Source organism: Methylobacterium bullatum, assembly GCF_014845095.1.
Classification (GTDB): Bacteria; Pseudomonadota; Alphaproteobacteria; order Rhizobiales; family Beijerinckiaceae; genus Methylobacterium; species Methylobacterium bullatum.
Genome location: NZ_NKUG01000131.1, coordinates 1 through 19,493, shown reverse-complemented (window position 1 = coordinate 19,493; position 19,493 = coordinate 1). Strand labels below are relative to the sequence as shown.

The window sequence follows — 19,493 nt, the reverse complement described above, 5'->3', positions numbered from 1 at the left end:
TTTAGGCCGCCCGAACCGTTGCCAGGAAGCGCGATACTTCCGCGGTCAGATGTTCGGATTGCCGCGATAGTTCGGAGGCCGAATCCAAGACCTGGGTTGCCGCGGCTCCGGTCTCCTCGGCCGCGTGGGCCACCCCCGAGATATTGGACGTGACGTCGCTCGTCCCCGAGGCTGCTTGACTCACGTTGCGAACGATCTCCTGCGTGGCAGCGCCCTGTTCCTCGACGGCCGAGGCGATCATCGTCGCGACGCTGCTAATCTCTTGGATTCTGCTCGTGATGCTGCCGATCGCCGAAACTGCGGCGCCTGTCGAGCCCTGGATGCGGCCGATCTGGGTGCCGATCTCGTCCGTCGCCCGCGCCGTCTGGTTGGCGAGCTCCTTGACCTCGGCGGCCACCACCGCAAAGCCTCGGCCTGCCTCGCCCGCGCGGGCTGCCTCGATGGTCGCGTTCAGCGCCAGCAGGTTGGTCTGGCCCGCAATGGACGAGATCATCGCCACCACGTCCCCGATCCGGGTCGCCGCCTCGCTGAGATCGCGCACGAGGGCCTCCGTGCGAGTGGCTTCCGTGACGGCATCGCGCGCCAGGGTCGCCGAATTGTCGACCTGGCGACCGATCTCCTGGACCGACGAGCCCAACTCTTCGGCCGCCGCCGCGACGGTGCCGACATTGGCGGCGGCATCCCGTGCAGCCTCCGCCACCGTCCCCGATTGATGGGCGGTGTCGGCGGCGTTCCCGGCCATGGCCTTGGCCGTGGCTTGCAGCTCCGTCGCGGAGGACGAGACCGCTCCGACGATGCCACCGACAGCGGCCTCGAAGCTCCCCGCCATCTCGTGCAGCATCTGCCGCCGGTGGGCCTCGGTCGTCCGACGCATCTCCTCGGCCAGCGTGCCCCGGCGCTCCGCTTCCTCCTCGGTGACGATCCGGATGCGGTCGACCGCCCGGGCGATCTCACCGATCTCGTCGCCGCGCGTCGCGCCCTCGATCTCGGACACCGCTTCGCCGCGGGCCATGACGGTCAGGGTCCGGGTGAGGCGGTTGATCGGGCTCGTGATGCTGGTCGAGAGGAGATACATCAGGACGAGCGCGATAAGTGCGATGCCGCCCGACACGCCGAGCTGCCAGATCAGGTCCGTATGCGCGCGGGCCGACAATCCATCGCCGAGCTTGACCGCTTCCGCCATGACGAGGGTCCGCGGGACGGCGATGACGACCGACCAGCTACTTCCGGTCTGCCCGAGGGTGAGAGGGGCGACGACCCGGATCTCGTCGAGGGCCTCGTCGCGGCCGACGAAGGAGCGTCCCGACCGCATGGTCTCGGCATAGGCGTTCCAGCTCGAATCGACGCTGACGAGGGGGCCGCCGATGCCCTGGGGATGGCGGCTCGACGCCACGAGGAGGCCGGTCGGCGAGACGATGGCGACCGAACCCTTGCCCCCGTAGATCGAGGCGTTGACGGCCTCGGCAGTCTTCTGGACGAATGAGAGATCGAAATCGGCACCGACCACGCCGCGGAACTTGCCGTCGATCACGATCGGAACCGAAATCGTCGCCAACTGAACGGGCTTGCCCTGCACGATATAGGGCAGCGGCGCGAGCATGCTTTCCCGTCCGCTCTCCTTCGGTCCGATGTACCAGCCGCCACGCATGACGCCGTTGGGGTGAAGGGCCCGGCTGTCGTATTCCACCAGGGGCTGGACCGCGATCTGCCCGTCGGCGGAACGCGTCCAGTACGGCAGAGCCCGGCCCGTTCCGTCGGAGCCGACCTCGCGCCGGTCCACGTGTTCGGCATCGAGGCCGTCGATCGCGTTCGGCTCCCAGGCGCTGTAGGTCCCGTTGAAGTCCGGGTTGCGCTTGAGCACGCTCAGCAGGATATCGTTGAGCTGTCCCCGGCGGATCGTGTCGCGGGACGCGGTCTTGCCTCCGGCGACGACGCCGAGAGCGCTGCTCATGTCGCGCGCTGCCGCGAAGGCAAAGTCGATCTTGCCCTGGATGGTCGCAGCTTGGGCGGTTGCGATCGAAAGCAGGTTCTCGCTGCTGCTCTTGTCGAGGATCTCTTCCGTCGACCTGTTGACGATCGCAGCACTGTGGATGTTGGCGCGCGCGCCGTAGCCGACGATCGCCGCGGAGACGAGCACCACACACGCCCCGGAGATCGTGATGATCTTGAACTTGATCGAGCCCAGCGTGGAACGGGTCCCGGATGCGGAGGTGGACGAAGGTGGAATTCTGTCGATGGACGTCGTCACGGCTGCACTCGCGCTGGAGAAGAGAGCGTGAGTGTGACGCGACGGACCTCTCCGATCGCTCAATGCCACCACCGATTCCGCGATGCCAACAGTGTTCGAATGATTGGAATTTGCTCACGATGAAGATGATTTAGGAGACCCTATGGCGTTCGTTTGCAAAAATGAACGCAGAACGGTCTTTTCTGGGGCTTAGCTGTCGTTCTTGATTACAGTCAGAAATGAAAGTTCTGCATCAAATCTAGGGACGATCAAACAATAACACGCCAGTCAATTAGACTTAAGTCCGAATTTCCCTGAAACGTTCGGCATGGCAGACTGTGAACGCATTCAGCGCCCCAGGTGGTTCTAGCATCCTGTGATGGTACAGCCGATCGCCAGGCATCAGGCGGGCCGAACTCCTGGTTTTGCATTGGCCTCGAAGGTGAACTCGATCCCTGCCGCTTCCAAGACCTGCCGAACGGCCAGGATCGTGTCGGGCCGGGCCGGGCCTGCGTCGTCGTGGCCTCCGATTCCAGACGGCGCACGGTGGAGACCGAGACACCGGCCCGGCGGCCAAGCTCCTCCGCAGACAGGCCCGTCATGCCGCGCGCGCCACGGATCTGCTCGACCGTGATGTCCTGCGCGGCGGTTGCGCCGGCGGCCTTGGCCGATGAGGAGGAAACGCGATGCCGGTCAGAGAGGTCGAGACAGATGCCGATCCATTCTCGGACGGACCCATCCCGGTTCAAGATCGGAACGCCGCGGGCATTGTACCAACGGTAGGAGCCATCAGCGAGTTGAAGACGGTAATCGGTATTGTAGGGCTCACGGTGACTCACTGAGAACTGCCAAGCCGAAGCGGTCAGATCGCGATCATCGGGATGGATGGCTTCGAGCCAGCCGTCCCCCTGGACTTCGGCTTGGCTTTGGCCGGTCAACATCCGCCATTGTGGCATGTCCTGTACGCGGCCATCGGGGCTGACGGTCCAGACCACAGCGGCTGTTGCCTCAATCAAGGCCTTGAAGCGGTCGTTGCCCTGTTCGACCGACATCTCGACCTCGTACCGAGGCGTGACGTCCTTGACCATTCCGATGGCAAGCTTTGGGCGGCCGTCGGGGCCGATGAGCACCTCGACACGGTGCAAGACCCAACGCTGAGTCTGATCCGGTCGAATGATGCGGAACTCCCGCTGCATCGGCTGACCGGTACGCAACAGTGGCAAGAGATCGGCGTGCCGAGCACGGTCTTCGGGATGCATCATCTCCTTGGCAAAGCCGAAGGTCAGCGCAATGGACGGATCAAGCCCGAAAACTCGATAGAGGCCGATCGATCCCTCAATCAACTCACCGTCCAGGTCGCCCGACCAGAAGCCGATATCGATGGAACTCTCTACGAGCCTCAGAAAATGTCGTGAAGAAAATCCGCCCTTCGCCTTGTCTGTCGTGGCTGCCCAGGAAGGGCGCATGAGGGACCGTGCAGGCATAGCGTGAATCCTTCGCCACAGAGGGCTACGCCGCGTGAGCGGTTTCTCATCAGAAATACACGGATTTTCGCGAAGAAGCATTTTCGTGCCACGCAACAACTCAAATTTCAGATTTCGAGCTGGATTTCATTTTGACAATTGAACCATCGGGCAGGAGATGCAGTATATTACATTCAATGCCGGTCAAGTTTCCGGGCACATGGATATCCTAAAGCATCATCAAATCTATGCCGCACGGGTTTTTACAATGGATCAAGCATTAGATTTATCGTGCTCGACACTTTTCCTGACAGACAACGTTTTGCGAGGGTCGCAGATCGTCAAAGACATGGCAGCGCTCGATATCTGCAATATCGTCGATATCATCGACCCGGATCAGATCTTCAGCCGACGTGAATCTCATGCATTTAAGGCAATCGTCAGCGATGTCTCATTCATAAGTTCCTCCACCATTGGCGCTCTCCGTCAGCATCTCGATCGTTTTCAAGACAATCGGCCACCGTTATTCTGCTTGCTCCATGAAAGCGCTGCTCGGAGCAGGGCTCAAGCTCATGCTCTCGGTGCTTTCCAAACCCTGCCGGCGACCCGCGCTGCCCGACTGCTTCCGGCGGCATTGTCGACGGTAGGTGTCGCGATTGCCCACCAACCCGAAAGCCTATCAATCGACAGGAAAGTCGCGCTGGCAAACGCCGCCCTCATTCGGCTTTTTCATGTCGCCGGTTCCGGCGGGGGCGTGACGCTACAAGCTCTCACAACTGCGGGTGAGATCGTCGAGACCGCATTGTGCAGCAGCAACATCCGGGGGTGGCTGGAGGTCGTGTGGCAGTTCGACAACGCCACTCACCAGCATTGCCTTCTCGTCGCGGGTCTGGCGGCTGCCTTCGGACGGCAACTTGGTATGAGCCGAGCCGACTGTCAGCGTCTTACCCACGCCGCGCTTCTTCACGACCTTGGAAAATCGCGGATCCCGATTGCCATCTTGAACAAGCCGGGAAGGCTCAACACCATAGAGACCGCTATCATGCATGAGCATCCCGCACTCGGCCATGCGATGCTCGGGGGCCAGGGCTTCTCCGAGGATATTCTCACCGTCGTGCGCTCGCACCACGAGTACCTCGATGGCTCCGGCTACCCGGATGGTCTGACCGACACGGACATTCCAGACCTCGTTCGTCTGGTCACCATCTGCGATATCTTCGGCGCATTGATCGAGCGTCGCTCCTACAAGGAACCCATGTCGGGCGTGAAAGCGTATGCCATCCTCGAAAGCATGACCGGCAAGTTGGATATGGACCTTGTCCATGCCTTCCGACCGCTCGCGGAACTCGCGGGCTGACGGCATCCGATCATGGCTTCGGCGGGTGGACGCAGGCGCACTGAACAGCCGATTCATTTCCATCCCGCTCGATTGTCTTTCACGGATCGATCTGGCGCCCCCGACACGGGCTGTCCTTGATCCAGCGCAAAGCCGGCGCCTCACGATTGGATCAAGGTCTGGGGAACCGGTCCGAGAATTTCACCCGGACGCCCGGAGACCCCGATGACAGCCTTCACCCTGCCGAGCGCGGTCGATCTCGCGCGAACGCAATTCGCCCTGACGATCGTCTGGCACTTCCTGTTCCCCGCCTTCACCATCGGCTTGGCGAGCTTCCTCGCCGTGCTGGAAGGCCTGTGGCTCCGTAGCGGCAAGGCGGTCTATCTCGATGCCTACCGCTACTGGCTCAAGGTCTTCGCCGTGGCCTTCGCCATGGGCGTCGTCTCGGGTCTGGTGATGAGCTACCAGTTCGGCACCAACTGGTCGGTCTTCGCCGACCGGACGGCGCCGATCCTCGGGCCGCTCCTCGGCTACGAGGTGCTCACCGCCTTCTTCCTGGAGGCCGGATTCCTCGGCGTCATGCTGTTCGGTCTGGAGCGCGTCGGTCCGCGCCTCCACTTCCTCGCGACCTGCCTCGTCGCCTTCGGTACCCTGACCTCGGCCTTCTGGATCCTGTCCGCCAATTCCTGGATGCAGACGCCGACCGGCCACGTGCTGGGGCCGGACGGTCGCTTCGCTCCCGCCGACTGGTGGGCGATCGTGTTCAACCCGTCCTTTCCCTACCGCTTCGCCCATACGGTGACGGGGGCCTACCTGACCACCGCGATGATCGTCGGCGCGGTCGGGGCGTGGCACCTCCTGCGTGATCGGGCCAACCCGCGCGCCCGGGTGATGTTCTCCATGGCCATGTGGATGGCCGCCATCGTCGCGCCCGCGCAACTCGTCATCGGGGACATGCACGGCGCCAACAGCTACGAGCACCAACCCGCCAAGGTCGCCGCCATGGAGGGCCATTTCGAGACGCAGCGCCGGGCGCCCGCATACCTGTTCGGCTGGCCGGATGCGGCGGCCGGGGAGACGCGGGGCGCCGTCGGCATCCCGGGCCTCGCCAGCCTCTACCTGACGCACGAGCTCGACGGCGAAGTGCGGGGGCTCAAGAGCCTGCCGCGCGAGACGTGGCCGACCAACCTGCCGCTGGTGTTCTGGTCGTTCCGGATCATGGTCGGTCTCGGCATGTTGATGATCGCCCTCGGCCTCGCCTCGCTTTGGCTGCGCCGGAAGGGCCGGCTCTACGACGCCGCCTGGTTCCAGCGCTTCGCGGTCGCCATGGGGCCGTCCGGGCTCATCGCCGTCACCGCCGGCTGGACGGTGACCGAGACCGGCCGCCAGCCCTTCACCGTCTACGGCCTGCTACGCACCGCCGACAGCGTCTCGCCCGTCGCCGCACCCGCCGTCGCCGCCTCCCTCGCGGCGTTCGCTGTGGTCTACCTCGCCGTGTTCGGGGCGGGCATCTGGTATCTCCTGCACCTCTTCAACCAGACGCCCCACGCCCACGAGTCGGGGCCGCCCACAGGCCAGCCGATCCGCACCGCCGGCATCACGCCGGCGCCCTCGCTCGACGCTCCGCGTCCCGGCGGCGGCCGTCCCGCCATCCAGCCCGCGGAGTAGTGCCCATGTCCCTCGACCTCACCCTCATCTGGGCGATCCTCATCGCCACGGCGGTCTTCCTCTACGTGGTCATGGACGGGTTCGATCTCGGCATCGGCATCCTGTTCCCGACCTTTCCCGAGAAGGCCGACCGGGACGTCATGGTCAATACGGTGGCGCCGGTCTGGGACGGCAACGAGACCTGGCTGATCCTGGGCGGCGGCGGTCTGTTCGCGGTGTTTCCCCTCGCCTACGCCACCCTCCTGCCGGCGCTCTACATGCCGATCACTTTGATGCTCCTCGCCCTCGTCTTCCGCGGTGTCGCCTTCGAGATGCGGTTCCGGGCGGCCTCCGCTCCGGCTCAGACGGCATGGGACGCCGCCTTCGCCCTCGGCAGCTACGGTGCGGCGTTCTGCCAGGGGATCTGCCTCGGGGCCCTCGTCCAGGGAATCCGTGTCGAGGGCCGCGCGTATGCCGGCGGCTGGTGGGACTGGCTGACGCCGTTCTCCCTGCTGACCGGCCTCGCCTTGGTGGCGGGCTACGCCCTGCTCGGGGCCTGCTGGCTGATCTGGAAGACGGAAGGGGTGCTGCAGTTGCGAGCCTTCCGGCTCGCGCGGGCGCTCGGGTTCGCGACGCTGTTCGCCATCGCGGCCGTGTCGGTCGCCATGCCGTTCCTCAGCCCGGCCTTCCGTGGGCGTTGGCTGACCTGGCCGGCCATGGCCCTGGCCGCGCCCGTGCCGCTCCTCGTCGCGGCCCTGGGGTGGCGCTTCCTGGCGGCCCTCGACCGGAGAGAGGAGGTCGCTCCCTTCCTCTGCGGCCTCGGCCTCTTCCTGCTGTCCTATATCGGGCTCGGCATCAGCCTGTTCCCGATGATCGTGCCGCCGACGGTGACGATCTGGGATGCCGCCACCCATCCGAGCAGCCAGCTCTTCCTGCTCGTGGGCACGGTGGTGCTGCTGTCGATGGTGCTGGCCTATACCGGCTACGTCTACTGGCTGTTTCGCGGCAAGGTCACCGCCGGCGCGCCCGGCTACCATTGAGGAGAGGCACCATGGCCGTCGCCCCTCCCATTCGCCGTCTCGCCTGGTTCGTGGCCCTCTGGGCCGGCGGTATCGCCGGCCTGACGGCGATCGCGCTCCCGCTCCGGTGGCTTCTCAAGACCGTCTGAAAATCCTTGGCCTTGATCCATCTCAAAGCGCCCTCCGCAGGACCGGAGCATCCTCTTCTCGTCGCAACAACGGGAGACGATCATGACCTCAGCGATCGGGACGGCCGACCTCGCATCCTCCGGCCGAGTCGGGATGCCCAGGGGATCTCAGGCGCGAAAGCTTTCCTCCGTTGAGCCCGGCGATCCGGCAAATCCGCAACCGGTGCCTCCGGCCCTGGCTGGGGACGTCCCCGGACGGATCGAGGACGGCTTCCACGGCGCGGATATCGGCAGCCTTCAGGCCCTCGCCCTTGCCGTCACCGCCTCGATCCTCCTCACCGGGCTACTCTGGGTGGTGCTCTGAAGCCGCGGCGCATCGCGCCCGACGGCCGCGGCCGATCCGATAGGCAATCGAATCATGTCCGCGGCCCTCTGCAATCACGACGATTCCATCGAGCCGGCAGACCGGCCAACGGAGGCGGACATGTCCTACGCCAGTATCCTGGTCTCCCTCGACACGGGTCCCGATACGCCCGACAGGGCTCGGCTCGCCGGCGGAGTGGCCCTGCGGTTCGAGGCCACGCTGACCGGGGTCGCGGCCCGGAGGATTCCGTCACCGGTCGCGGTCAACGACATCCATGAAGCCGAGTCCCTCTTCGCTGAAGAAAAAGCCAAGCTGGAGGAGGAGTTGTCGTGCGTCAGGGCGGTCTTCGAGAGGAGCGTCGGAGAAGCACGTGTCGACTGGCGCTCGGATATGGTCGCTTCAGTCCCGTTTCTCGTCGAGCAAGCGCGTGGTGCCGATCTCGTGATCGTGGGGCGCCGCGGTATCGACGATGGGGATCCGGGAGACATGGGCGTCCTGCCCGGTCCGGTGCTGATGGAGGCTGGGCGACCTGTCCTCGTCGTCCCGCCCCGGATCGAGCAGATCCAGGCCGCGCGTATCGTCATCGCCTGGAAGGATACGCCCGAGGCGCGCCGCGCCATATCGGGAGCGCTTCCCTTCATCATACGGGCCGATCAGATGTACGTGGTCACGGCCGGCGACATGCCTGTTTCGAGGCGGCGAAGGACGTCGCCACTCACCTCGCCCGGCATGGCGCCCACGTCACGACCCATTTGCTGGCAAGGTCGGATCTGGCTGCCGCCGACGAGATCCTGCGGTTTGCCGCACGGCACGATGCCGATCTCGTCGTCATGGGCGCCTATGGCCATTCCCGGCTGCGGGAATGGCTGTTCGGCGGGGCAACCCGCGAGATCCTGCGGACGACGCCGGTCTGCTGCCTGATGAGCCACTGATGTGCCGGTTCACCGCTCTCGCGCTGGCGCTCATGGCCACCGGCCAGAACGCCCATGCCAGGGATCCACGCGTTCTGGACACACACGAGAAGCGCGGCGAGGTCATCGCGCGGACCAATTGCGTCCGTTGCCACGCGATCGGTCGCATCGGTCCCAGCACCCTGGCGGAGGCCCCGCCGTTTCGCATGCTTCACCGGCGCTATCCCGTCGGGGATCTCGGGGAGGCGCTGGCCGAAGGCATCACGACCGGGCATCCGACCATGCCGGAGTTTCGTCTCGATCCCGACGAAGCGGACAACCTGATCGCCTACCTCAAGACGTTGGAGCGGTAGGCCGCGCGACGCGGATCGTCAGCTGGCGGCGAGGCGCTCCAGCCGGGCTGGATCGATGAGGCGTACGCCACCCGGCACCACGAGGATCATCCTCTCGCGGTCGAGGCGCGTGATGATCCGGCTGACCGTCTCGATCGTCAGGCCGAGATGATCGGCGATGTCCTGCCGCCCCATCGGAAGTTCGAGGGTCACCGAAGCTTGTCCGAGCCGGGCATAGCGCTCGCGTAGACCGACGAGAAAGATGGCCACCTTCTCCTCGGCCGTACGCCGGCTGAGGAGGGTCATCTGGTCCTGCGCAAGTCTGAGTTCGCAGCCGGCGCGCTCATGCAGGCGCTCGAGGAGACTGGGCCGTTCCGCCACCAGGGCCTTGAACGCCGCGCGCTCGAATCGACAGACCCTGACCGGCGAAAGCGCTTCGGCCGTCACCGTGAACCGCTCCGCTAGGGCCAAGCCGAGGAAATCGCCGATGAGCGCGAAGCCCATGACGTGGCGACGCCCGTCGGGCAGGAGCCGGAAGAGGCGCAGCGTGCCTTCGGTGATGTTGTAGACGGCTCCCGCCTCCTCACCCTGGGCAAACAGGGCCTGCCGCGGCGCCAGCTCGACCACCTGGCTGATGGCTTCGAGACCATCGAGTTCGTCGATCGTCAGCGCCGCACAGACGCTGATCAGACGCACTTTGCAATCGACGCAGCCGCCGGTGGAGCGCCCGTGATGGCAGCCGTCATCGTGGGCAGCGGGGTGTCCCGTCGGGCTCAGCATCTCTGAAGCCTCCGCACTATCGCCACGAGACGTCGATGATAGACGATCGACCGTGGCAGCGGCGAACTAAAATCAATGGTCCGGCTCGCTCAGGCCCGTTCGCGGACGTGATCCATCTGTGGACGCCCCCTGCAGCCAGGCAGCGAAATCCCGTCCCTTGGCGAAGGGCTCGGCCGCAGGAGCCAGGGCAGTCAGTGCCGTTGCGGTAATGGGGCCGATGCCGGGGATGGTCATCAGCCGACGAGCCGTCTCGTCCCCCCAGTCCCGGCGGGCAATCTCCCGTTCGAGTTCGGCGATGCGGTCATCCAAGTCGGCCAGGAGGTCCAGCCACAGCGGACACGAGGTGAGACGGAACTCGCACTCGGATGAACCAGCGTCCGCGACGACATTGGAGATATTGCGCCCTCTGCACCCATGGCCTCGCATCTGAACAGCCAAGGTGACACAGCGTCACAAATTGGTCCGCGATGATCGAGGAAAAAACCAGCTATTTCAGTGGTTTAAGGGTAGATGGCGGAGACGGAGGGATTCGAACCCTCGATACCCCTTTCGGGGTATGCTCATTTAGCAAACGAGTGCCTTCAGCCGCTCGGCCACGTCTCCGTAGGGGTGGCTCTAGAATTTCGCGTCGGACGGGTCAACCCGCTTGGCCGGTTCAATAGGCGGCAACGGGGTGGAAATTAGCGCGCTGCGCCGTTCGTAGTGCTTGGCCACCCGGAGATGGCGGGAGATCGCGTAGTTCGCGGCTGTGAGGAAGCCGTAGACGCCCCTCACGAAATGGCGCCGGCCGAGATAGGCCTTCAGGAAATTCAGCGGCAGCTCGACGAAGATCCGCCAGGTGGGAATCGTGACGCCACGGGCTTCGAGGTCCCGGGCCTGCTGGTCGGAATAGCGGTTGAGCTTGTCGAGCTGATCGCCGAGCGAGCGCACGGAAAAGTGGTGGATGACCCCCTTCAGGCGTCCGACGCTGGCGCCGGGATCGAGCTCCACCCGGTCGTGGACGGGGGAGGGCGAGTAGCGGCCCCTGTCCTTGCGGTAGAGGCGCACGGGATGCAGGGCATAGGCCCAGGGATGGGGCCTCGACTCACCGGGGAAGATCTCCGCGATGGCGATGCGATAGGCCGGGTGGGCGGGTTCACCGGCGGCGAACATGGTCCGGATGGCGTCGGAGAGGTCCGGGGGCACCACCTCGTCGGCATCGAGGTTGAGCAGCCAGTCGTGACGGCAGACGGTCTCGGCGAAGCGCTTCTGCGGGCCGTAGCCGGACCAGGTGTTGTGGATCACCCGCGCACCGAGGGAGGCCGCCAGGGCCTGCGTTCCATCGGTGGAGCCGGAATCGACCACCACGAGGTCGTCGGTCAGGTCACGGACCGCGCGGATGGTCGCGCCGATCCGGTCTGCTTCGTTGAAGGCGATGAGGAAGATCGAAAGCGGCGGCGCGGACATGGTGAGGGCTCTACGATATCGGTCCGGCCGGCCGATACACCTTTCTCGCCACGTTCGTCATGGAACGAAGACCCTGGACTCGGGATCGGCAGGGCTGGCCCGGCGATCTCGACCTCATGCCGCGACCGGCTGGTCGGCGAGCCGCTTGCGCTGGACCTTGCCATTGGCGGTGCGGGGCAGGGCATCGAGGAACCGGACCTCGCGCGGGCATTTGTAGCCGGCCAGTCTCTCGGCGCACCAGGCCAGGATCGAGGGTCCATCCGCCTCTTCACCGGGTTTCAACACGACGAAGGCGGCGATGACCTTGAGGTCAGGCCGGACGGCGAGTTCGGTGACGCCGACCTCCGCCACGGCGGGATGCCCCCCGACCACGCCCTCGACCTCGTTGGGCGAGACCCGGTAGCCGAGGGCGTTCATCAAGTCGTCGTTGCGCCCGTGGAACCAGAGGTAGCCGTCCCCGTCGAGGCTCGCGAGATCGCCGCCCGCGAACCATTCGCCGCGCAGGACAGCGGCTTCCTCCTCGGGCCGGTTCCAGTAGCCGAGCATCAGGCCCGGCTCCGTGCGGTGGATCGCGAGGAGCCCCGTCTCGCCCTCCGGCAGCGGCTCGTCCGGCCCGTCCACGGGCAGGATCGCCACGCGGCGCCCGGGCTGGGGCTTGCCGGGAGAGCCGGGCTTCACCGGGATGGTGGGGCCGCTGGAGACATAGGTGGAGACCTCGCTCATGCCGAGCGCCTCGTAGAGGGGCTTGCCGGTGGCGGCGGTCCAGGCGTCCAGCAGTTCGGCAGGAAGGGCCTCGCCGGCGGTGCAGCCGTGCCGCAGGCGGGACAGATCGTGCGCGGACAGATCGGCGTATTTCAGGATCTGGCGGTAGAGGCTCGGCACGGCGGCAAACAGCGTCGCACCGTGCCGGGCGATGAGGGCTGGCCAGACGGCGGGATCGCGGGGCCCGTCGTAGAGGACGCTCGTGGCGCCGCAGGCCCAGGGATCGGTGATGCCGACGCCGAGCGTATAGGTCCAGTTCATGGTGCCGGCATGCAGCATGACGTCGGCCTCCGTCAGCCCCAGCCAATGCGCATGCATCGGGCGGCGGCCCCAGATCGCGCGATGGGCATGGAGCACGCCCTTCGGCCGGCTGGTGGTGCCGGAGGTGTAGACCAGGGTCGCCGGATCGTCCGCCGCGGTGTCGGCGTAATCCGCGACCGGGTCGGCACGCTTCATCGCGGCGATCTCGGAGGGGCCGAGGACGATGCGGCCCTCGGCCTCGGCCGGGTCGAGACGGTGGCCCGCCCCGGTCACCACGACGGCGGCGCCGGAATTCTCCATGAGGAACGCGGCTTCCGCCGGCGTCAGCTGGGGCGAGGAGGGGAGGGCCACGAGCCCGGCGGCGAGGGCGCCGAAATACACGAGGACGTAGTCCGCCTCGTTGCCCATCCGGATCATCACGCGGTCGCCGCGGCGCAGGCCGAGGGCGAGGAGACCGGCGGCGATGCCGCGCACGGCACGGTCGGCCTCGGCGAAGGTCAGGTGAAACGCCCCGTCCTCCGCGCCCGCCATGATCAGCGCGGTCTTGTCCGGCCGCAGGCGCGCATTCTCAGCGAGACAGTGGCGGGCGGCATTGAAACGGGCCGGTGGAGGAGCGTCCGGTCGGATCATGAAACGGTTCGGGTTCTCGCGTGGCAACGCGCTCAAGCCATGCCGAAACCCGCGGCCGGCAACAAGGGGCCGACCGCGGGACTTCGGAACGTTCGAGTGCGCGCTACCCACAAGGGGCGACGATCACGCAGCCTTGACGGCGAGCAACTCTTTGGCGGCCGCGAGCATCTCCTTCATGGCGGCGGAAGCGGCCTGATAGGCCGGCGTGCCCACGTCCCAATTGTTCGCGGCGACGGCGTCGGTCATCGTCTTGGCTTCCTCGAGCGCTGTCTTCTCGGCAGCGGCGAGACGGGCCAGTGCCGGATGATCGCGCAGCGGGCCATTCCGCAGGTCCGTGCAGACGCTGTGATCCGCGCGGCCGAGCATCGTCGGATCGGAGGAGGCGGCCGGGGCGAGGCCGACGAGGATGCGGGCGAGCTTGCGCTTCCACATGCCGACATCCGCCGGCAGGCAGACCAGGCCATGGGCCTTGACGCGTCCGCTTTCCGCCGCGAGGGCGGTCCGGCCGAAATCCTCGGCCTTCACGAGACGCGTCGTGATCTTGTCGATCTCCTCATGGGTCTTGGCGGCCTTGCCGGCGATGTTCTGCACGCTGGTGGAGATTTCGGCGGTGGCCGAACGCTGCTGGGCGAGCATCTGCGAGATCGCCTGGTTCAGGTCGCTCGCCTGGGAGATCCGCTCGTTGGTCTGCTCGACCCGCGTTTCCAGCTGCTCGACGATGGCCCGGCCGGACGTGACCGCATTCCGGCTCTCGCCGACGGCGGTGGAGATGGCCGACATCTCCGATGTCAGCGTGCTGAGAAGCCCCCGGATCTCGCCCGTGGACTTGGCGGTCTGGGCGGACAGCGACTTCACTTCGGCCGCGACCACGGAGAACCCGCGACCGGCCTCGCCGGCGCGCGCCGCCTCGATGGTCGCGTTGAGGGCGAGCAGGTTGGTCTGGGCGGAGATCGACGCGATGGCGGTCGCCATGACCTCGATCTGGGCGATGGCCCGCTCCAGCACCACGACCCGCTCCGAGATGAGCGAGGTGCGGACGTCGATCTCCTGCATGGCGGACTTGGCCTCGCGCCCGTCGCCGATGCAGGCGCTCATGGCGGTCAGGGCGTCCTGGGCGACGGTGACGACCGTGTCGGACGTCTGGGAGACCTCGGCGATGGATGCCGCCATCTCTTCCGTGGCGCCGGCGATCGTCTGCGTGGCGCGGGCGACTTCGCCGACATCGTAGGTCATCCAGCCGATGTTGATGGCCGCCTCGGACGTCTCCTTCGCCATGGTGGCGATGGAGGAGAGGTTACGCTGATTGTCGTCCTCGCCACGGCCGTTGAGGCGCTCGATCGCGGATTTGAGCTTTCCGTCGGGCAGGTCGATCGTCGACAGCCCCTGGCTCGACATCAGCGCTTCCACCGCAGCCCCGAGACGAAGGTCGTCGGCCTCGGTCTGCTGAGCCGCGGTAGGCACCGCAATCGTGTCGTTGGCCGGACGCTTTCGGGAGAAGCCAATCATAAAACTACAACCTTGAGATACCGATAAGACAAAGTCATAAACGCTATTGTTTAATGGCGCCTTAGCAGTCCCCCCTTCCGCGCCGGCCGGAACGAATGGTTCGTCGACTTCCCGGATACCGGCGCCAGCAACCAATGGTAACCGTGCGCCATGTTGCGGACGATTTCTTTTCCATGGCAGTATCGAACACCGGAGCCCCAAGACAGAAGAGCCGACCGATCTAATGACCTAGTCTTAGCATGACGCGCAGATAAAAATCCTCGGTTTTGCCTTTTGCCCAATCACACCATTGAGCAAAAAGAATTAAGCTCAAGCCAATGACAAGGTATCCGTGTACTTGTATTTGAATTATAGCTCATATGACGCCGCAACCCCTAAAGTAAATTTGTTCCGAGCTTCGCGCCGATGCGGTGGGACATTATTCCGCGCGGACGAACGAGGCACGATGGGACACCGACGTGTCGAAAGTATTCGGCGGCACGTACACCATGACTTGCTCGGCTCGCTGAAGAGCTCAAGCCGAATGGGGGAGAAGCGTCGCGGGTCGCAGGGGAACGAGGCCCGCCTTGCGCTCGAGCAGGGTCGGCGGAGGCACGGGCGCTTCGATCGAGCAGACCACGCCGCTGGCCGCGAACATGAGCTGGACCTCGCCATCGAGCTCGCGGGCGAGACTGCGCTCGATGAGGCGCGAGCCGAACCCGGTGCGTGTCGGCTTCGTCACCGGTGGCCCGCCGCTCTCGCTCCAGCGCAGGAGGAGGCGGGTTTCCGGCTCCTTCACCACGCTCCAGCTGATCGTCACGGTGCCACCCTCCCGCGAGAGCGAGCCGTACTTGACCGCGTTGGTGCCGAGTTCGTGCAGCGCCATGGCGATGGAGAGCGCGAGCCGGGGCGGCAGGCGCAGATGCGGTCCCGACACGATGAATCGGGATCGACCCGCTTCGGTGGAATCGAGGGGAGCGGTGGCATCGGCAACCACGTTGCCGAGTTCCGCTCCCTCCCAGCTTTCGCGGGTGAGGACGTCGTGAACGCGGGCGAGTGCCAGGAGCCTCGCTTCGAACGCGGCCTTGGCCGCCGCCGCCTCCGGCGTGTCGAGGCCGCGCAGGGACTGGATGGCGATGGATTGGACGGTGGCGAGGGTGTTCTTCACACGATGGTTGAGTTCATGGATGAGCAGGAGCAGATGCTCTTCCGCGCGCTTGGCATCGGTGATGTCGACGTTGCAGCCGGTGTAGCCGAGGAAGGTTCCCGTATCGTCGAGGCGCGGCACGCCTTCGCATCGCAGCCAGCGCACCACCCCGTCGCGATCCACGACCCGAACCTCCGCCCTCACGGGAACGCGGCCGACGAAGGCGTCAGAGAACTTGGCGGAGAACGCCGGCAGGTCGTCCGGATGGACGATCGTCTGCCAGCCGCCGGCCGCCAGCGCGCTGGCCGGCTTCCCGAACAGGTGGTCGAAATGCAGGTTGGCGAAGCTGATCTCCCCGACCTCGTCCGTCATCCAGATCAGGGCGGGGGCCGAATCCGCCATGTGCCGGAATCGTGCCTCGCTCTCGCGCAGGGCCGAAAGGCCGCGTTCCGTCTCGGCGAGCGCCGTATCGCGTTCCTCGCCTCGGGTCCGTAGGCGCAGGGAGGCGTCCGCCAGCACGTCGCCGAGACGGCGGATCTCGTGGATCGGCGAGGTGATGCGCGGGATCGCCTCGCCGCGCGCCAAAGCCGGCCCCGTCGCCACGAGGCGGCGCAGCGGCTGCGAGACCTTCGACCAGAGATTGATGGCCAGGATCGACGAGGTCGCGAGGACGAGGAGGCCGAAGCCGGTGAAGGCCCAGATCCATCCGCGCAGTCGCGCATCCACCAGGGCCTTCGGAATCACCGCGCTCACCGTCCAGCCGGTGAGGCGCGAGCGGGCCTCCACGACCGTGACGGGGCGCATGTTGAAATCCTTGCCTTCCCAGACCCCCGGCGTCTCGGTCTGGCGCTGGCGAAGGGTCGCGAGGCGCGGGCGCCCGACGATCGATGCCGGATCGGGGATGCGGGCGAGGGCGATGCCGTCCCGGTCCGACACGCCCGTCATCCAGCCCTGGACGTATTCCCGGCCGAGGATGCCCTGCAGCCGGCTCACCGGCGCGAGGAAGCTGAGGACATAGGCGACCTCGCCCTCGGTCTGGACCGGCACGGCGATGGCATAGGTCGCGCGGTCGGGCATACTGCCCGACAGGATGCCGGAGATCATCGCCCGCTGCGTTCCGGATGCGATCTCGCGGTCGAAGGGCAGGGCGGTCTTCGGCAGCGGCGCTCCGCGCGGGACCGAGGTGTTCACCAGTTGCTGGCCGTCCGGCCGGCGCAGCAGGATGTCGAGCCCGACGGTTTCCCGGACGAGCCGTGCCTGCGCGTCGAAATTCTCGAATTCCGAGTCCTTCAGGCGGGGCGACGTCGCCAGGGTCTGCAGCACGGAGACGAGCCCCGCCGTGTCGCGGTCGATGGAGAGGGCGATCCCGCGAACGTTCTCGCGCGCATCCTGCTCGAACCGCGCCCGCTCGGTCCCGGCATAGCGAAACAGCAGGATCGCCGTGAACAGCAATCCCGGCCCGATCAACGCCACCACGAGGGCGACCAGATACACCTGCGTCGAGAACCCGCGCTGCCGGATGCGCGCGAACAGCCGGCCCGGGGCCGTGGCCTGCCACCCACCGCTCTTCGTCCGCTCGGAAGCGGGGTCGATGTGGTTCTCGGGCTCGGCGTCGTGATGGGTCTCGGCGGTCATGGCCTGTCGATGTGACCGAGGTCGCGGGACGGCGCCAGCCGATCGCGGACACGCTGTTTCAAGGTCTTCACGTCGGGAAATCCCCCGTCCCGCGTCCGGTCCCAGATCGTCTCCGATCCGCAGACGATCTGGAAGACGCCGCCATTCCCCGGGATCAGGGCGACCTCGCCGATATCGTCGCGGAAGGTGGAGAGGAGCTCCTGCGCCATCCAGCCGGCGCGCAGGAGCCACTGACACTGCGTGCAGTAGGTGATGGAAACCCTGGGTTTCTCGACCTGTGGGGCAGGTGGCGTTTCATCCATGGCCGGCACAGCGACCCATGCACGGTGCCTTGTCAACCTGCCAGCGTAACAGTCGGCCCGTCGCTTGAACCGTTCGGCCCCCTGATAGACAGGGCGTTTGACGGCAGGAGCGCGCCCACCCGGCCTTTCACCCGCGGCATCGCGCCCTATCTCCACGAGCGTAGCCGGGCGGCAGGGGCCTGGACCCGTCCATACCATGCCCGATGCCGCGCCCGTCCGCGAGGAGCCACCCATGCCGTCCGTTCTGCGTCCCGCCGCCGCCGCGCCCTTCGCGCGCTCGCCCCGCCCATCGCTGATCCGCCGGATGCGGTCCGCGCTCGTCGCCGTCGCCCTGGCCACGACCCTTTCGGGCTGCGGCGCGATCAACCGGGTGCCCACCCTGGAGGAGAGCGCGAAATCCTCGTGGAGCGAGGTTCAGAACCAGTACCAGCGCCGCGCCGATCTGATCCCGAACCTCGTGGAGACGGTGAAGGGCTACGCGCAGCAGGAGAAGGACGTGCTCGTCGGCGTCACCGAAGCCCGCGCGAAGGCGTCGAGCGTGAAGGTCGACGCCTCCACCGTCTCCGATCCCCAGAAGTTCAAGGAGTTCCAGGACGCCCAGAACCAGCTCTCCGGCGCCCTGGGCCGTCTCCTCGTCACCGTCGAGCGTTATCCCGACCTCAAGTCGAACCAGAACTTCCTGGCGCTGCAATCCCAGTTGGAGGGTACCGAGAACCGGATCGCGGTGGCGCGCCGCGACTATATCGGTGCCGTCCAGGCCTACAACACCGAGGTCCGCACCATTCCGGGCCGCTGGATCGCCGCGTGGTTCTATCCGGAATCGAAGCCGATGGAGACGTTCACGGCGACGCCCAATTCGGACAAGCCGCCGGCCGTGAAGTTCTAACGCGGTGACGAGGGCGGCGGTTGTTCGAGGGCGCGCGCCAGCGTCCGTCATGGCACTCGTCCTCGTCGTCCTGGCGGGGATGATGCTACTGGTGCGCGGCGAGGCCCTGGCGGCGGAGCCGACCTTCCCGGCCCTCAGCGGCCGGGTCGTGGATGCCGCCGGCATCCTCAAGCCGGACGAGACGGCCGCGCTCGAAGCGCAGCTGAAGGCCTACGAGGAGAAGACCTCCGATCAGGTCGTCGTGGCGACGGTGCCCAACCTCCAGGGACTGACCATCGAGGATTACGGCAACCGGCTGTTCCGCTCCTGGGCCATCGGGCAGGCCAAGACCAACAACGGCGCGCTCCTCCTCGTGGCGCCCAACGACCGCAAGGTCAGGATCGAGGTCGGCTACGGCCTCGAAGGGGCGCTCACCGACGCCCTGTCGAAGGTCATCATCACCACCTCCATCGCGCCCCGCTTCAAGACGGGGGATTACGGCGGCGGCATCAAGGCCGGAATCGATGCCATGCTGTCGATCCTGAGCGGCGACGCCGAGGAGTGGCAGCGCAAGGGGAAGGTGCGAAGCGACGAGGCCGAGCCGTCCCACGTCGTCGGCTTCATCGTCCTCTTCCTGGTGATTCTGTTCGTCGTGTACCGGATGAATCGGGGCCGCCGTGGCGGCGGGTTCATCATCCTGCCCGGCCCATCCTCGGGGGGATGGAGCGGCGGCGTCTCCGGCGGCTTCGGGGA

Annotated in this window: 16 protein-coding genes, 1 tRNA gene and 2 pseudogenes; 9 read left to right on the top strand and 10 right to left on the bottom strand. The window is 66.3% G+C overall.

Features of this window, described 5'->3' with window-relative positions; translation table 11 throughout:
• Position 1: 1 nt before the first annotated feature.
• Together MBTS_RS17905 and MBTS_RS17900 are read right to left on the bottom strand one after the other, a co-directional pair.
• Complete coding sequence (locus MBTS_RS17905; protein ID WP_238253805.1) at positions 2–2,248, bottom strand: methyl-accepting chemotaxis protein; 2,247 nt, start codon at positions 2,246–2,248, stop codon at positions 2–4.
• Between the two features lie 248 nt (positions 2,249–2,496).
• Complete coding sequence (locus MBTS_RS17900) at positions 2,497–3,711, bottom strand: PAS domain-containing protein (protein ID WP_238253804.1); 1,215 nt, start codon at positions 3,709–3,711, stop codon at positions 2,497–2,499.
• A gap of 199 nt (positions 3,712–3,910) precedes the next feature.
• On the opposite strand from MBTS_RS17900, the gene MBTS_RS17895 reads away from it, so the two are divergent.
• The 7 genes and pseudogenes from MBTS_RS17895 (at position 3,911) to MBTS_RS17865 (ending at position 9,448) form a co-directional block, all read left to right on the top strand.
• On the top strand, positions 3,911–5,047 hold the full coding sequence (locus MBTS_RS17895) for an HD-GYP domain-containing protein (RefSeq protein WP_192216153.1): 1,137 nt from the start codon (positions 3,911–3,913) through the stop codon (positions 5,045–5,047).
• A 204-nt stretch (positions 5,048–5,251) separates the two neighbouring features.
• Positions 5,252–6,694 (top strand): cytochrome ubiquinol oxidase subunit I, encoded by a 1,443-nt coding sequence (locus tag MBTS_RS17890; RefSeq protein ID WP_192216152.1) that lies wholly within the window; start codon positions 5,252–5,254, stop codon positions 6,692–6,694.
• 5 nt (positions 6,695–6,699) lie between these two features.
• Entirely contained in the window at positions 6,700–7,713 is a 1,014-nt protein-coding gene (gene cydB, locus MBTS_RS17885) for a cytochrome d ubiquinol oxidase subunit II (RefSeq protein ID WP_192216151.1), read from the top strand.
• A gap of 11 nt (positions 7,714–7,724) precedes the next feature.
• Positions 7,725–7,841 carry a DUF2474 family protein gene (locus tag MBTS_RS17880; protein WP_192216150.1) on the top strand — a complete coding sequence of 39 codons (117 nt, stop codon included), beginning with the start codon at positions 7,725–7,727 and terminating at the stop codon, positions 7,839–7,841.
• 82 nt (positions 7,842–7,923) lie between these two features.
• Entirely contained in the window at positions 7,924–8,184 is a 261-nt protein-coding gene (locus tag MBTS_RS17875; RefSeq protein ID WP_147829843.1) for a hypothetical protein, read from the top strand.
• Positions 8,185–8,304: 120 nt separating this feature from the next.
• A pseudogene (locus MBTS_RS17870) lies at positions 8,305–9,116 on the top strand (universal stress protein).
• A gap of 32 nt (positions 9,117–9,148) precedes the next feature.
• Complete coding sequence (locus tag MBTS_RS17865) at positions 9,149–9,448, top strand: c-type cytochrome (RefSeq protein WP_056146570.1); 300 nt, start codon at positions 9,149–9,151, stop codon at positions 9,446–9,448.
• An 18-nt stretch (positions 9,449–9,466) separates the two neighbouring features.
• On the opposite strand, the gene MBTS_RS17860 is transcribed toward MBTS_RS17865, so the two are convergent.
• From MBTS_RS17860 to MBTS_RS17825, 8 genes and pseudogenes are all read right to left on the bottom strand, one after another.
• On the bottom strand, positions 9,467–10,207 hold the full coding sequence (locus MBTS_RS17860; RefSeq protein ID WP_056146132.1) for a Crp/Fnr family transcriptional regulator: 741 nt from the start codon (positions 10,205–10,207) through the stop codon (positions 9,467–9,469).
• A 132-nt stretch (positions 10,208–10,339) separates the two neighbouring features.
• Positions 10,340–10,531: pseudogene (locus MBTS_RS17855) on the bottom strand (transposase); the annotation flags it as partial.
• Positions 10,532–10,718: 187 nt separating this feature from the next.
• Positions 10,719–10,810, bottom strand: a tRNA-Ser gene (locus MBTS_RS17850).
• Positions 10,811–10,822: 12 nt separating this feature from the next.
• Positions 10,823–11,653, bottom strand: coding sequence for a glycosyltransferase family 2 protein (locus tag MBTS_RS17845; RefSeq protein WP_192216149.1), 831 nt, complete (start codon positions 11,651–11,653; stop codon positions 10,823–10,825).
• 114 nt (positions 11,654–11,767) lie between these two features.
• The gene (locus tag MBTS_RS17840) at positions 11,768–13,306 is read right to left on the bottom strand and encodes a class I adenylate-forming enzyme family protein (protein WP_192216148.1); all 1,539 of its coding nucleotides are present in this window, start codon (positions 13,304–13,306) and stop codon (positions 11,768–11,770) included.
• 123 nt (positions 13,307–13,429) lie between these two features.
• Positions 13,430–14,767: a methyl-accepting chemotaxis protein gene (locus tag MBTS_RS17835; RefSeq protein WP_238253801.1), complete on the bottom strand. Its 1,338-nt coding sequence runs from the start codon at positions 14,765–14,767 to the stop codon at positions 13,430–13,432.
• 559 nt (positions 14,768–15,326) lie between these two features.
• The gene (locus tag MBTS_RS17830; RefSeq protein ID WP_373321259.1) at positions 15,327–17,573 is read right to left on the bottom strand and encodes a sensor histidine kinase; all 2,247 of its coding nucleotides are present in this window, start codon (positions 17,571–17,573) and stop codon (positions 15,327–15,329) included.
• A complete protein-coding gene (locus tag MBTS_RS17825) occupies positions 17,570–17,875 on the bottom strand; it encodes an Rdx family protein (RefSeq protein ID WP_147831238.1) in 306 nt (101 codons plus the stop codon). The genes MBTS_RS17830 and MBTS_RS17825 overlap by 4 nt, the downstream gene beginning before the upstream one ends.
• Positions 17,876–18,107: 232 nt before the next feature.
• Between MBTS_RS17825 and MBTS_RS17820 the strand changes: the two genes are divergently transcribed.
• Both MBTS_RS17820 and MBTS_RS17815 read left to right on the top strand, forming a co-directional pair.
• A complete protein-coding gene (locus tag MBTS_RS17820) occupies positions 18,108–18,761 on the top strand; it encodes a LemA family protein (RefSeq protein WP_156465750.1) in 654 nt (217 codons plus the stop codon).
• 49 nt (positions 18,762–18,810) lie between these two features.
• Positions 18,811–19,493 (top strand): TPM domain-containing protein (locus MBTS_RS17815; protein ID WP_192216146.1); only part of this gene is annotated, 683 nt, incomplete at its 3' end.